The organism is Paenibacillus shenyangensis (assembly GCF_000346635.1).
Taxonomy (GTDB): domain Bacteria; phylum Bacillota; class Bacilli; order Paenibacillales; family Paenibacillaceae; genus Saccharibacillus; species Saccharibacillus dauci.
In genome coordinates this window covers 84,350-97,255 of sequence record NZ_AOIG01000014.1, presented here as the reverse complement: position 1 = coordinate 97,255, position 12,906 = coordinate 84,350, and the positions used below count along the sequence as shown (strand labels likewise).

At 49.7% G+C, this 12,906-nt stretch carries 12 protein-coding genes and 1 riboswitch; of the genes, 4 read left to right on the top strand and 8 right to left on the bottom strand.

All coding sequences use genetic code 11. From position 1 onward, the window contains the following. Positions 1 to 5: 5 nt before the first annotated feature. The 3 genes from H065_RS0112490 to rlmN all read right to left on the bottom strand — a co-directional run bounded on the left by H065_RS0112490 (position 6) and on the right by rlmN (position 3,413). The gene (locus H065_RS0112490) at positions 6 to 881 is read right to left on the bottom strand and encodes a GGDEF domain-containing protein (RefSeq protein ID WP_017813407.1); all 876 of its coding nucleotides are present in this window, start codon (positions 879 to 881) and stop codon (positions 6 to 8) included. A 35-nt stretch (positions 882 to 916) separates the two neighbouring features. Further along, positions 917 to 2,008 carry a hypothetical protein gene (locus tag H065_RS0112485; RefSeq protein WP_017813406.1) on the bottom strand — a complete coding sequence of 364 codons (1,092 nt, stop codon included), beginning with the start codon at positions 2,006 to 2,008 and terminating at the stop codon, positions 917 to 919. A gap of 298 nt (positions 2,009 to 2,306) precedes the next feature. Beyond that, the gene (gene rlmN, locus H065_RS0112480) at positions 2,307 to 3,413 is read right to left on the bottom strand and encodes a dual-specificity RNA methyltransferase RlmN (RefSeq protein ID WP_017813405.1); all 1,107 of its coding nucleotides are present in this window, start codon (positions 3,411 to 3,413) and stop codon (positions 2,307 to 2,309) included. Between the two features lie 541 nt (positions 3,414 to 3,954). On the opposite strand from rlmN, the gene H065_RS0112475 reads away from it, so the two are divergent. The 3 genes from H065_RS0112475 to H065_RS25875 all read left to right on the top strand — a co-directional run bounded on the left by H065_RS0112475 (position 3,955) and on the right by H065_RS25875 (position 6,705). Beyond that, positions 3,955 to 5,355 carry an amino acid permease gene (locus tag H065_RS0112475; protein ID WP_017813404.1) on the top strand — a complete coding sequence of 467 codons (1,401 nt, stop codon included), beginning with the start codon at positions 3,955 to 3,957 and terminating at the stop codon, positions 5,353 to 5,355. Positions 5,356 to 5,667: 312 nt separating this feature from the next. Beyond that, on the top strand, positions 5,668 to 6,231 hold the full coding sequence (locus H065_RS0112470) for a pentapeptide repeat-containing protein (RefSeq protein WP_017813403.1): 564 nt from the start codon (positions 5,668 to 5,670) through the stop codon (positions 6,229 to 6,231). A 6-nt stretch (positions 6,232 to 6,237) separates the two neighbouring features. Further along, positions 6,238 to 6,705, top strand: coding sequence for an SMI1/KNR4 family protein (locus tag H065_RS25875; protein ID WP_017813402.1), 468 nt, complete (start codon positions 6,238 to 6,240; stop codon positions 6,703 to 6,705). Positions 6,706 to 6,895: 190 nt separating this feature from the next. On the opposite strand, the gene H065_RS0112460 is transcribed toward H065_RS25875, so the two are convergent. From H065_RS0112460 to tenA, 5 genes are all read right to left on the bottom strand, one after another. Next, positions 6,896 to 7,306, bottom strand: a complete 411-nt coding sequence (locus H065_RS0112460) for a GNAT family N-acetyltransferase (protein WP_017813401.1) — start codon at positions 7,304 to 7,306, stop codon at positions 6,896 to 6,898. A gap of 427 nt (positions 7,307 to 7,733) precedes the next feature. Then, positions 7,734 to 8,477, bottom strand: a complete 744-nt coding sequence (locus H065_RS0112455) for an energy-coupling factor transporter transmembrane component T family protein (protein WP_017813400.1) — start codon at positions 8,475 to 8,477, stop codon at positions 7,734 to 7,736. Next, entirely contained in the window at positions 8,474 to 10,066 is a 1,593-nt protein-coding gene (locus H065_RS0112450) for an ABC transporter ATP-binding protein (RefSeq protein WP_026136200.1), read from the bottom strand. Before H065_RS0112450 ends, H065_RS0112455 begins: the two co-directional genes overlap by 4 nt. Next, complete coding sequence (locus tag H065_RS0112445; RefSeq protein ID WP_017813398.1) at positions 10,044 to 10,640, bottom strand: ECF transporter S component; 597 nt, start codon at positions 10,638 to 10,640, stop codon at positions 10,044 to 10,046. Before H065_RS0112445 ends, H065_RS0112450 begins: the two co-directional genes overlap by 23 nt. Further along, the gene (tenA, locus tag H065_RS0112440; RefSeq protein WP_017813397.1) at positions 10,637 to 11,323 is read right to left on the bottom strand and encodes a thiaminase II; all 687 of its coding nucleotides are present in this window, start codon (positions 11,321 to 11,323) and stop codon (positions 10,637 to 10,639) included. The genes H065_RS0112445 and tenA overlap by 4 nt, the downstream gene beginning before the upstream one ends. A gap of 168 nt (positions 11,324 to 11,491) precedes the next feature. Continuing rightward, a riboswitch (TPP riboswitch) is annotated at positions 11,492 to 11,594 on the bottom strand. A gap of 315 nt (positions 11,595 to 11,909) precedes the next feature. On the opposite strand from tenA, the gene H065_RS0112435 reads away from it, so the two are divergent. Beyond that, the gene (locus H065_RS0112435) at positions 11,910 to 12,821 is read left to right on the top strand and encodes an SDR family NAD(P)-dependent oxidoreductase (protein WP_017813396.1); all 912 of its coding nucleotides are present in this window, start codon (positions 11,910 to 11,912) and stop codon (positions 12,819 to 12,821) included. Positions 12,822 to 12,906 lie beyond the last annotated feature (85 nt).

The window sequence follows — 12,906 nt, the reverse complement described above, 5'->3', positions numbered from 1 at the left end:
TCGGTTTAGATATACTCTCCGATCAGATCCGTCTCGGTATTACGCTCCAATGCAGCAATAACATCGTCAATATCTTCGTATTTCTCAAACTGCTCCGGCTGGAACACCAGTGCACCTGCACGTACGACCAGCTGCAGCTCCTGCCCCCGCTTGTCCGGGAAATGCACATCCATCATCGCATCCCGAATGCGCCGGGTGAGCGGCTGCAAATAATCTTTATTGGTCATCGGACACAGAATAATAAATCGTCCATTGTCGATAGCGAACTTGTAATCTTCAAAGCGGATCTGCTTCTGGATCGTATCCGACAGGGTCAATAGCAGACGTGCATACCCTGCAGAACCTACCGATTCCTGCACAAGCGGCAGAAATTCGATTTTGAACATCGCTACGCAAAAGCTGTAATGTTCATGGTAGCGTTTCGCCAGATTGGAATGCTTGACCAGTGCTTCGGTCAATGCCACTTTGTTGCCGAGCGTTGTATCAATATCCACCTGCGGGGTAATCTCTGCCAGTTCCTCCAGCCGCTCCACCAGTCTGCGGGTATCGATCAGACTGTATTTGATTATCAACGCCACCAGCGTGCTACCCGGAATCAGGAACAATTCCAGAAAGGTAAGCCCTTTGACCGGAGCAAAGGTAACCAGCCACACAAAATAGCTCACCAAAAATATAAAGATCATCACCACTGCAATACCGCGCGGTAGCCAGAAGCCCAACAGCAATGCTGCCAGAGAGCCAATCGTGATACCCAGTTCCAATAATCCATAATGCTGCTGGGCATATACATCCCAGAACACCAGCAGCTGCTGGACCACAGCCAAAGCAATCAACAGAGTATAGCCAATCATTGTACGCCGGATAGGGATTCGGTTGTTCATGTGTTTCCGTCCTTTTTCTGTTCTTATTGAGCCTTCTAAAGCTCTGTCTCTGCCAGTAGCGCCATTAAATTATCGAATGCATGAGTATCGCCATCCGATACATATCCGCCCTTATAAAGGCCGTCCGCTGTCCGGAACTGGATCATGCGCTCGTACAGCTGATTCGCCCAGTCTATATCATTCATCTTAATGGCAAGCTGGATAGCCAGTCCGTATACTGATGGCGCTTCATAATCTACTGCAGCCCGATGAGTCGATCGGTCATAACGTCCATAGAGTCGATGCTGCTGGGCGAACTCCTTTTTCATAAAGGCAACCAGCTGCTGCGGTGGCTGTCCCGATTCGGTCAGATGGATACCGAGGATCAGTTGATCGATCAGATTGATCGTATCGTCATAGCCGTACTCACTGCTGTTCACATCGTACGTCCGGGGATAAAAGGTGCCGTCATTCGGCATATGCTGCAGCAGATCACTGTACCGGCGATACTGCTCATCGGTCATCAGCCCATACTGCTTCATCCGCTGAAAAGTAGCGATATCCACATACGTCAGGCTGAGCAGATCAGATGAGGTGTTGTGTACAAAATCATGATAATCGACCAGATAGTCCTGCTTCTGGTCCTGCGCCCATAGCGTATCCGTAATCTGACGGGCAATCGTCAAATCAGATTCCTGCCCCCAGCGTTCATACGCTTCCAGCAACGCTCCCACAATTCTCAGATCGTCCCCCAGCGCATTCGTGCTTACCTGTGCATGACCGCTCGCATCCAGCTTCCACCGGATATAATGCTGCGGCGACAGGAAATGGGTCTGCAGTAGCTGCACCTGCTGTTGCATCGCTTTGGAATCATCGCTGAGCAGCGCATACTGCATGGATAATCCAAGCGATTCGGACAATGCTTCCCGGCCCGCTACGATATTGGGATCGGTGGAAGGCTTATCCTTGAGATAGGAAGCGACCGTACCATTGCTATTGGTCATATACGACTGCATAAAGACCGCTGTTGAAGAATCTTTTGTTTTCATCAGGCTGCAGACAGCAACCCAGACGGCAGCAATCACTATGACAGCAGCGAGCAGGATGTACCAGAGTCGCCGTTTGAAGTGCCGCGAATGCTTCTGCATATATTCCTCCTTATCGGTGAATAATTTAGTTATTTAGCACTACATTATCTGTCAGTAATCATTCATTTTTATATATTCGACTTATTTTGACATAAAAAGACCGCTTCGTATAGAACTTTTTTACTGTTTTATGTGAAAATACGCAAAAATTTTAAAAAGATAACTCAAGTCCATTTGTACTATCCTGAAAAGAAGGATATTCTACTGCCTTTCTTCTAAAAAAGAACACAAAAAAAGCCGCCGGAGATCATCCGGCAGCTTGCTTATAACGAAATAAAATCAGTTCAACAATCTGTTATTATCCTGTAACGGCTTCGCCTCGTGCAGACTCGGTTTTGCGGGATTGGGAGTCTTTGCGGATCTGCTTGCTTCGCAGCTGTCCACAGGCTGCGTCGATATCCGTACCATGCTCCATACGGATGGTACAGTTAATGCCATTCTTTTTAAGAATATCGTAGAAGGCCAGGATGTCCTCCTGTTTGCTGCGCTGGTACTGGCTGTGTTCATCAACCGGGTTGTAAGGGATCAGATTGACACTGGTTACCTGCTTCTTGTCAGCCAGCAGTTCAGCCAGTTCCTGAGCCTGTTCCTTCTGGTCATTCACACCCTGCAGCAGAATATACTCCATCATGATCCGGCGATTGCTCTTCTCCAGATAGTAATCGACAGCATCCATCAGTTGCTCCAGCGGATAGGCACGGTTGATTTTCATAATGCGTGTACGCAGTTCATTGTTCGGTGCATGCAGGGACAACGCCAGATTCACCAGCAGATCGCTATCGGCGAATTCACGGATTTTGTCCGGCAGACCGCTTGTAGAGACGGTAATACGTTTTGGTGCGATCACGAGACCTTTTTGGTCTTTGACAATATTAATAAAGTCTACCATGTTATCAAAGTTATCGAATGGCTCGCCGATGCCCATTACGACGATATGCGTCACCAGCTGATCCTGTCCGGCAGCATCCAGATGGAACTGTACTTTCATGATCTGCTCGACGATCTCGCCGGCAGTCAGATCACGGCTCTTCTTGATCAGACCGCTGGCGCAGAAGCTGCAGCCAATATTACAGCCAACCTGGGTCGTTACGCAGACCGACTGGCCGTATTTCTGGCGCATCAATACTGTCTCGATCAGATTGCCGTCCTGCAGACGGAGCAGGAACTTCACGGTGCCATCTGCCGACTCTTGCTTGACGAATTCTTCCAAAGTCTGAATCGCAAAATTCTCTTCCAGCAGCGTACGGCATTCCGGACGCACATCGGTCATTTCTTCAAATGTCGTCACCCGCTGGCGATACAGATAGTTCCATACCTGCAGCGCACGCGAGCGCTTGTGTCCATGTTCTTCCAGCCATGTGCCCAATTGTTCTAAAGTAAATCCATATATGGATGGTTTATTCATTGGTTACCCTCTTTTCCTATACCCTGTTCTGTCATTCTGTGCCTATGGAGAACCGATGGTATATACCTGATCCGGTCAAATTGTATATGCGACTACGTTATATGCCAGTGTGATTCTATCCCCAGCTTGTCTTCTGTTGAAGCTGAAGCTTCATTCACACATCCTGTACACTATAAAATGCAGTACAGGCCCAGCCAACTGTCAGCCAGACCCATACTGCTCATGCCTCCTATTGTCCCAAAATTCACACGTGAAAACAATAGAAAATACACAGTTATTACAGCAAATTTGATAAATTTGCATTTACCGTTGCCAAAATTCACTCTTTCGCTTTACCAGAGAAAAGTGTATAGTAGGATACTGTCATGATATTTATATGACTGTAAACGTCAGCTATCGCTAAAATCCGCCTCTACTTATGGAGCAGATTCATGAACTGACGCTGAATCATCACATCCTAATGATGCAGCCTGCTGTATGTCTGATTAATGGTCATCCAGCAAGCTCTCTATACGTTCTGTCAATGGAAGGAGTCTTCACTGTGAGTAACAATAAAGTTGGCTTCTGGATTCTGACCGCCCTCGTCGTGGGCAATATGGTCGGTTCCGGAATATTCATGCTTCCCCGTTCGCTGGCGGAAGTATCCAGCCCGGCAGGCTCGGTGCTGGCCTGGGCAATAACCGGATTCGGCGTACTGATGCTGGCACTCGTCTTCGGTAATCTGGCACTGCGCAAGCCGGAACTAAACGGCGGACCGCAAATTTATGCCAAAGAGCTGTTCCCCAACAATCCGGTATTGTCGGTATTGTCGGGATTCATGTCCTCCTGGGGCTACTGGGTCGGTAATGTGGCCGGATTCGTCGCGGTCATTACGACATTCTCCAGCTATCTGTCTACCTTTATCCCGGCCATGAAAAGCAGCGCAGTCTGGTTCAGCATCGGAACGCTGGATATCAAGACAGGCAATGCGCTGAACTTTATCGTCTGCTCGCTGCTGCTGTGGGCGACTCATGCCCTGGCACTGCGCGGGATCGAAGGTGCCGGTAAAATGAACCTGATCGCTACGGCGACCAAGGTAATCGGCTTTATGCTGTTTATTATTATCGCCCTGTTCGCTTTTCAGGAAGCGAATATTGGCCCCTTCGCTGCACCGCATGTCACTGAAGACGGTCAGACCATGGGACTGCTGTCACAGGTGAACAGCGCAGCGGTCGTTACACTATGGGCCTTTATCGGGGTCGAGTCGGCGATGGTATTCGCTGCCCGTGCCCGTCGCAAGCAGGATGTGAAGCGCGCGACAATCGTCGGTCTGTTGATGGCACTCGTGCTGTACGTGGGAATCAGTATTCTGACCATGGGACTGCTGCCGGGTGAGAAGCTAATCCACTCGCAGAATCCACTGGTTGACGCAATGACGGCTGTGCTGGGTCCGATCGGGGGCTATCTGCTCGCTGCACTGGGACTCGTGAGCCTGATCGGTTCCACTATCGGCTGGGTACTGCTCAGTGCCGAAGTGCCGTATGAAGCTGCCAAGCAGGGCGTGTTCCTCCGCCCTTTCCGTAGTGTGAACAGTAAGGGAATGCCCAAGCTGTCCCTCTGGATCTCCAATGCGCTTGGACAGCTGCTGATCTTCTCCACGATCTCCGGGTCGATTTCGCAGGCCTTTGACTTTATTATCGCGATTGCGACGCTGGCGTATCTGGTGCCTTATCTGATCTCGGCATTGTATCAGCTGCGTCTGGTCATTACCGGGGATGGATACCGTGCAGGTGAACGTCGCTACGGGGATGGATTGATCGCTGTACTGGCAACCATCTATTCGGTATGGGTGATCTATGCGGGTACCGCCGACTGGAGAACGTTCTGGTTCGGCGTGCTGATGATCGCGAGCGGGATTGTTTTCTACCCGCTACTGCTGCGTCAGCTGCGAAGCAAAGCATAGACAGTAGATGCAACTATATAAGATAGCGATCTATGGGTAAGCCACTTACGACTTTATACAAAAAGATAGCCATAGCCGCTCTTCGTCCATTTCGATCATGGATAGGATGATTGTTCTGGCTATCATCTCAAATATTGGAATAATCACAGACCTTCTGTCCAGCAGCGAACTATCGCTCGGTGGACAGAAGGTTTTTTTGATATGTTCTCGTCTTGAAACCGGCTCCGGATACGTTTAATCTGTAACAAAACAAGGCTGTATCCAAAGGAGGCCTTCGCTCTGAATCAGGATCAATCCAATCTCCAATGGCCCATGAAGTCGGAAGTCAAAGATTGTTCGCTTCAGCAAATTAATTTCACCCGGACCCATCTGAACCATCCCATTTTCACGAATGTTGTCTTCGAGAATTGTCTATTCGATCGTACGATCCTGGACGATGCCCGCTTTTACGGATGCGATTTTATTGATTGTACCTTTAGAAAAGTAAAGTTCGAATCCTCCACGATTGGCGCCCAGAGCGGTGCCTACCGAAACTGTATATTCGAGCGATGCAAATTCGGACAGGCTTCTTTTTATAATCCCGAATTCGTCGGCTGCCTGTTTGAGCAGTGCCGCTGGAATGGCGCCGATCTGAACGCCAGCTTTTTCGAGAACTGCCGGTTTACAGGGAAGCTGGATGATGTGAGATTTCGCGGACGGTACGAGAGCGACCTATACCCGAATGCCAGACCAAATCCGATGAGGAACGTCGATTTCTCCAAGGCACAGCTGGGCAAATACGTTGATTTTACCGATTGCGATCTATCATCGGCGATTCCACCGACAGGACGAACGTTTGCAGCAATCCGGCAGAATGCGATGAAAGGGGAGGAATAATTATTTATGTATACCAATGAACTGGATTATTTATTGAACAAAGCCTATACGGCCTGCAGTGATTCTGGAATCATACCTGAGTCCCGAGAAAAATTGGCAGCCTTCCAGCAGCAGCACAAAATGATTTTTCCTGAAGAGTATCGCCAGCTGCTGGAACATTTCGGCTCGCTGCGCTTTATGGAGCCAGAAATCTATGGACTAAACGAACTGGAATGGGCCTATCCTCGTGGTATGGACTTAATCGCCGAATATCGCAAACAACAGGCACTCCCACCGAAAATAGAATTGCTGCCCATCGGTAGTTTCGGTGATGGCGATCTGCTGGTACTGCAGCCAGGTGGCGTAGTGTACCGACTTTATCACGATGGGTACGACGATTCACCACTGGAATGGATCGCAAAGGATTTACCTTCACTTTTGACTATGCTGTGCGAATGGGCCCTGGAAGCGCAGCAAAAGATAATGGAAAGCTAGCTCCCTGCGCAGCGAATAATAAAGATTGCCCGATATTAAGCAAACAGGGAACATTAGTCATTCCTTGTCTAAAGCAGTAATACGCTTTGATCATCAGATGATATAGACCAGAATACCAAAAAAGCCAGCTCTCTTTCTTATTTCAAGAGGCTGGCTTTTGGTATTCTGGTCTATAGTCCTTACGTAATTATTAACTCACTGTCCCTGTCTGCGCCGCATAATTGCGATGGATCATACCTGAGGCAGGTTGCATTCCCTGCTTTCTGTAATAGGGCTGCAGCTCCTGATCGCACATTAAATCGATCATATAAATACCGTCCAGTTCCGCCATCATCCGGCGGATCAGCTCGCTACCGATCCCTTGGTTCTGATATTCAGGCAGTACTTCCAGCAGCGGGATATAAGCGGATAGTACTCCGTCGCTGATCGCAGTAATAAAGCCCACTACCTGCTGAATCTGCTCATCTATTGCCAGTACGATCCGGTAGCTATTCTCCAGCAGCTTCAGATGTGTCTCCTCATTCGGATGGCTCAGCCAGTCGACAAAAAAACCTTTTAGCATATGCGCCTGAATTTCTTTGCTATCTGTTACATACTTCAATAGTATCTCTCCTTATCATGTATTGCGCACAAGAAGAGTCCAACTCAATAGTAAAGCAGCATCCTTTTCACCTCATATGTATATAGATACTTGTTGGAACTACACTACCATTAAGTATTCACGTCAAAAGATCAAATTCCTTTTTTTGGAATAAAATCAAAGTCTAAAAAATAGCCTGAAACGAGAAGACGACACCCAGAAAATTGCTAACACTACCTCGGTTAGTGAACAAGATAATGTTATAAGCTTTTCTCCTGTTCCTGGCGTAACTTTTCCAAATAAAAAAGAAATCTTAAGCGATGGAAATATAAGATATCCAAGTGAAATACATTCCCAAGCTGGAAATCACTATACCTGTACAATAAATAAAGCCAACAGAGAAAGAATAGCTTTCTTCTCTGTTGGCTTTATTATCTATAAAGAATGATCACATAAATCCCAGCATCCAGATCATACCTCCAGCGACAATCAGCAATCCTGCGGCATACAGCCAGTCTTTCCCCGCCATCACCGGCGTCAAATAATACGTCCGATCCCGCGTTCCAGTGAATCCTCTTGCCTCCATCGCCACCGCGATGCGCTCGGACTTGCGAATTCCCTGGGTAAACAGCGGCAGTGCATAGCGGGCAAAGGCTTTCCAGCTGTTCTTTTGCTTGTAGCCACGGATCTTGTGGGCGGCTTTCATCTGCTGCAGTTCACTCTGGAACAAAGGGATAAAGCGAAACCCTGCCAGCATGCCATACGCCCATTTGGGAGACAAACGCAGCTGATGGATCAGGCTCATCATAAGTGCGGTCAGATCGGTCGTCGAGGTGAATAGCAGTCCATACGTGACGAACCCCAGCATCCGCAGTCCGATCGTCAGTCCATTATTCAGACTCTCCTCGGTAATACGGAACCAGGCCCACTGCCAGATGACATGTTCACCTTTACCAAAGGCAGCCAGCATCCAGAAGATCAGTACAAAAAACAACGTATACGGCAGCAGCCGCTTCAGTAGATACCCGAGCCGCCAGCCTCCAAGTACAATGCCTGTCACGACAGCGAGCAGCCAGAGGCACAGTGTAATGACCGGATCGGAGACAGCCATCAACATGAACATGACGCATAGATGGGCGAGCAGCTTGCAGGATGGATTCACACCAGCGAGCCAGGAACCGTTACTGTTCATATCACATTCCGCTCCTTTCGCTGATGGATCAGTTGGTAGGGCAGCGGAGCAATAATCGAGCTGTCCTGCAGCATACTCTCGTTACTGAACAGCTGATAAGGAGGACCATTGTAAGCCACCTCTCCGCGCTGCAGCAGAATAATCCGATCCGCATATTGATCCACCAGTTCCATATCGTGAGTCACCATAATGATCGTCGTTCCCTGCTGCTGCCTTTGTTGCAGGCGGCGCAGCAACTCTGCCGATGTCTTGGCATCCTGTCCAAACGTCGGCTCATCCAGCAACAGCAGCTTCTGATCGAACAGCAGCATAGTCGCCACACTGAGGCGGCGCTTCTGTCCCAGACTAAGGGTAAACGGATGCTGTTCACGGTGCTGCTCCAGCCCGAATTCACGCAGCAACTGTACCGTCTTGGCTTCCACTTCCGATTCGGACCACCCCCGCTGTCTGCCGCCAAAAGCAATCTCGTCGTAGACTGTATCGGTCACAAACTGCAGTTCCGGATTCTGAAAAACAAATCCGGCTTCGGCATACAGATCACGATCCGTCCATTTACGCAGCTCTTTGTCCTGCAGTAGAATGCGCCCGGACAATGCGGGTTCCAGACGCAGAAGACTTTTGAGCAGTGTGCTTTTGCCGCTGCCATTTTGCCCGGCGATAGCGACCCATTCGCCCGCGTAGAGGCTCAGATTCATATCCTGCATGACCGGACGCTTGCGGTAACCAATTGTAAGTCGGTCGGTCTGTACACGGACAGAGGATTGCGTGAATGACCGATCCCGTTCCATCTGTTCCCGGTATTCCCGGTGCAGCTCGGCAGCCAGTGGATGCGACGGGTCTGCCACGATATCCGACCAGCTGTAGGGAAACAGCCGGGGCAGCCAGATACCTGCCTCTTCCATCTGCTGACGATAGGCAGTGACGATATGTGCCGGCTCTCCATCTGCAATCACGCGTCCCCGATGATCCAGCAGAATCACGCGGTCCATCCATTCAATACAGCCATCCAGTACATGCTCAACAAACACCATGGTCTGATTGCTTGTAGCAGCAATATCCTGCAGCAGCCGAAATACATCCCTGCGGCTGACCGGGTCGAGCTGGGCAGTCGGTTCGTCGAAGAATAATACATCCGGCTCCAGCGCCAGTAGACAGGCGAGCGCAAGACGCTGCTTCATGCCGCCGGATAGCGTGTCGATTGGCGTATGCGGCGCGATATGCAGGCCGACCATACTCATCATCTGCTGAATGATACTGTCCATCTCTGCTCGTGGTACCTGCCGATTCTCCAGGCTAAACGCAATCTCTTCATCCACATGCAGCATACAGAACTGGGAATCCGGGTCTTGGAACATGACGCCGCAGGCTTCCTGACGGTCGATTTCTCCGGTCACTTCGGCTTCTACGTGATCCGGGATAATACCCGAGAGGACGGACAGCAGCGTGGATTTGCCACTGCCGCTTGGTCCGAGGATGAGTACCTTCTCCCCGCGCCGGATCGATACGGTGATCTGATCCAGTACTTGCACGGTCTCCTCCTGATGGTCGAAGCCTACCGACAGGTTCCTACACCCGAGATGCCATTGCATGCGATTTACCCTGTTTACGGCGTGATTTCATAATTTCATATGGATTCAGTACACCGGTACGGGCCAATGCTTCGACGATGACCTTGGCCAGCAATCCGCCCAGCACGATGCCGCTGATCACGTGAATACCCAGCGTCAGGAAGAACATCTGGGTTGTATAATAGCCGAGGCCATTCGCTACCAGATTGTAGGCAATACTGCCGACAGCTGCCAGTGCTCCGGATAGCATCAATGTGAACACGTTATATCGTTTGTAGCCAAAGATCGCAAAAGCAATCTCTGCTCCCAATCCCTGAAATACACCAACCAGCAGGGCAGACAGTCCAAAATGGCTGCCTGTCAGCATCTCGACCGCTGCGGCGGCGACTTCGGCGATCAGCGCTGCGCCAGGCTTGCGAATAATGTATGCAACGATGGGACTGGCAATAATCCAGATCCCAAACATAAATCCGGCGCCTACCGGCCCGACCAGTGCCGAGATCGGAATCCACAGCGTTGACCAGCCCAGATACAGGACGCCGCAGGCAACCGCGAGAATAACGGTCAGTACAACCTCTTTCATTTTCCAGTTCATACGGAGGTTACCTCCAGCTGTACCGGCCAATCTTCCAGCGTATAAGCCATATCCCAGAACATATATTCAAACTGGCAGCTGAGGATAAAATGCTGCTTCATCCGTTCCCGATGCGCCGGCGTCGATGCCGCAGCAATCTCATCCAGTCTTGTGCAGAACCGGCTCGTAATCGTATCGGTACGGTTGCCATAGAAATCGATCCAGTCATAGAACGGATGGGATACATCCGGTTTTACATCTTCCATCAGCCGCTTGCCAATTTCCCAGTACGTCCACGGACATGGCAGCAGTACGGCGAGAATATCGCCCAAATCACCTTCCTGCGCAGCGGTCAGCATATGGCGGATATAGTTGTGTGCAGATGGTGCTACCGGATAACCCTGCAGCTGCTCATATGGCACACCGGCGACATGACAGAAGTTATTATGCGGATGGACTTCGCTGTTCAGTACAAAGGAAATCTGCTGATTGAACATGTCCATATCCTCGCGGCTGCTGCATTTGGAGATCGCTGTTCCATAGATCCGCATAAAGGCATTCAGATATTCAAAATCCTGCTTTACATAATGAACCAGCTGTTCCGGTTTCAGATCTCCTCTGGCAATCCCCTGTACAAACGGATGGTTATAAATGGCCTCAAATACCGGATCGGCCGCCTGTCTAATCTCTGCTGAAAAACTCATACTATTATCTCTCCCTTGTCTGAAGTATTCGGAAAGAACCTCCCTGAGGAAAATGGATGCTCACAGGCTTCATATGTATCTCTGCCGCCGGATCACAGTCGCTGACGGCTGCATATCCACGCAAAAAAGCCGCTCCAAATGGAGCGGCAGAATAATGGCATAATTAGCCCTGCTCGGTCTCCACTTTCCTACGCTAGTACGAACTAGATCAGGTTCCAAGGGTCCGAGGCAATCTCGTCTCAGCCAGTAAATGGCTCCCCTAGTGGTCTTTCACAATATAAGCCTGCTGTCTCCCTATTCCTGCATAATATACCGGAACAGGGTGTGACAGAAGTCTGTTTGATTGCCTTTTACTCTACACAGCATCGATGCACCTGTCAAGGCTGCTCCTCTCCATAATAATTATCTTCTTCTCTACCAAAATGCACGGTACTCTCATTTCTGCCAGCTTGGCAGCTTGTCATAATTATCGAATGAATTGCTCAAATAACGAGTAAATGCCTGTACCAACGGGTATGTGTATTACATCGGAATAAGGAAATAAAAGGGAATTCACAGAGGTCAGATTTATTCTGGAGGGAACATCATGTCATCACATCTACCGCATGATCAGTTAAATGTTGTCATCACCGGAGCTTCCAGTGGTACCGGACGTGGACTTGCCGAGCGGCTTGCTGCCGAAGGTGCCAGCGTTGTTATTGCCGCCCGTCGTACCCATCTACTCAAGGAAATGGAGCGGCAGTATGCTCCCCAAATGATTGCTGTCACCGCCGATGTCAGCCGGGAAGAAGGTATTGCTGCCGTATTCGAGACAGCAATGTCCGAACTAGGCCGGATCGATGTATGGGTCAACAATGCCGGAGCTATTGCAATCGGTCCATTTACCGAATCACCATTAGATGCGCTAGCACAAATGACCCGGATCAATCTGCTTGGCAATATGTATGGCAGTCACTATGCGCTACGCCAGTTCAAGCAACAGGGATACGGGACGCTGATTAATGTATCTTCCTTTGCCAGCAAGGTTGCTTTTCCTTACCTGGCAGCTTACAGCGGCAGCAAATCTGCCGTCTCCGGTCTCAGCTATGCACTGAATCAGGAGATGAAGCTGGAAGGACGAAAGGATATTCATGTCTGCGCCATACATCCATGGGTAATGAATACGCCTTGGACCGATCATGCCGCCAATTACAGCGGTCACGAGATTGATATGAAGCCGCTGGATGATCCGGACGATATTATCGATGCCATGTACAGGCTGATCGACCACCCGCAAGAAAGTATTGAAGTCGGTTTCAAGGTACGAGGCACTGCCTTATCCAGCCACCTGCTGCCTCGGATGACTGAGAACATCAGCGGCCAATTCGTCCAGAATCTGATCTATGACGCGCCGCCGGCAGGGTTCACTTCAGGCAGCCTGTATGATCCCGTATTTGAAGGAAGCAGTGTGCATGGAGACGGTCATGGACATTCACGGACAGATACCGATAAATCGTAACGATATGATCGCATAAGCGATTGTCGAATGAAAGTTGGCATTTGTAGATATTCTGATCTGCATATCTCCCCCTATCCAATCTGCT

Excerpts from the sequence above, each read along its gene's own strand:
- H065_RS0112490 (WP_017813407.1), bottom strand. The coding sequence starts at position 881 with ATGAACAACCGAATCCCTATCCGGCGTACAATGATTGGCTATACTCTG.
- H065_RS0112485 (WP_017813406.1), bottom strand. The coding sequence starts at position 2,008 with ATGCAGAAGCATTCGCGGCACTTCAAACGGCGACTCTGGTACATCCTG.
- rlmN (WP_017813405.1), bottom strand. The coding sequence starts at position 3,413 with ATGAATAAACCATCCATATATGGATTTACTTTAGAACAATTGGGCACA.
- H065_RS0112470 (WP_017813403.1), top strand. The coding sequence starts at position 5,668 with ATGAAGTCGGAAGTCAAAGATTGTTCGCTTCAGCAAATTAATTTCACC.
- H065_RS25875 (WP_017813402.1), top strand. The coding sequence starts at position 6,238 with ATGTATACCAATGAACTGGATTATTTATTGAACAAAGCCTATACGGCC.
- H065_RS0112455 (WP_017813400.1), bottom strand. The coding sequence starts at position 8,477 with ATGAACAGTAACGGTTCCTGGCTCGCTGGTGTGAATCCATCCTGCAAG.
- H065_RS0112450 (WP_026136200.1), bottom strand. The coding sequence starts at position 10,066 with ATGCAATGGCATCTCGGGTGTAGGAACCTGTCGGTAGGCTTCGACCAT.
- H065_RS0112445 (WP_017813398.1), bottom strand. The coding sequence starts at position 10,640 with ATGAACTGGAAAATGAAAGAGGTTGTACTGACCGTTATTCTCGCGGTT.
- tenA (WP_017813397.1), bottom strand. The coding sequence starts at position 11,323 with ATGAGTTTTTCAGCAGAGATTAGACAGGCGGCCGATCCGGTATTTGAG.
- H065_RS0112435 (WP_017813396.1), top strand. The coding sequence starts at position 11,910 with ATGTCATCACATCTACCGCATGATCAGTTAAATGTTGTCATCACCGGA.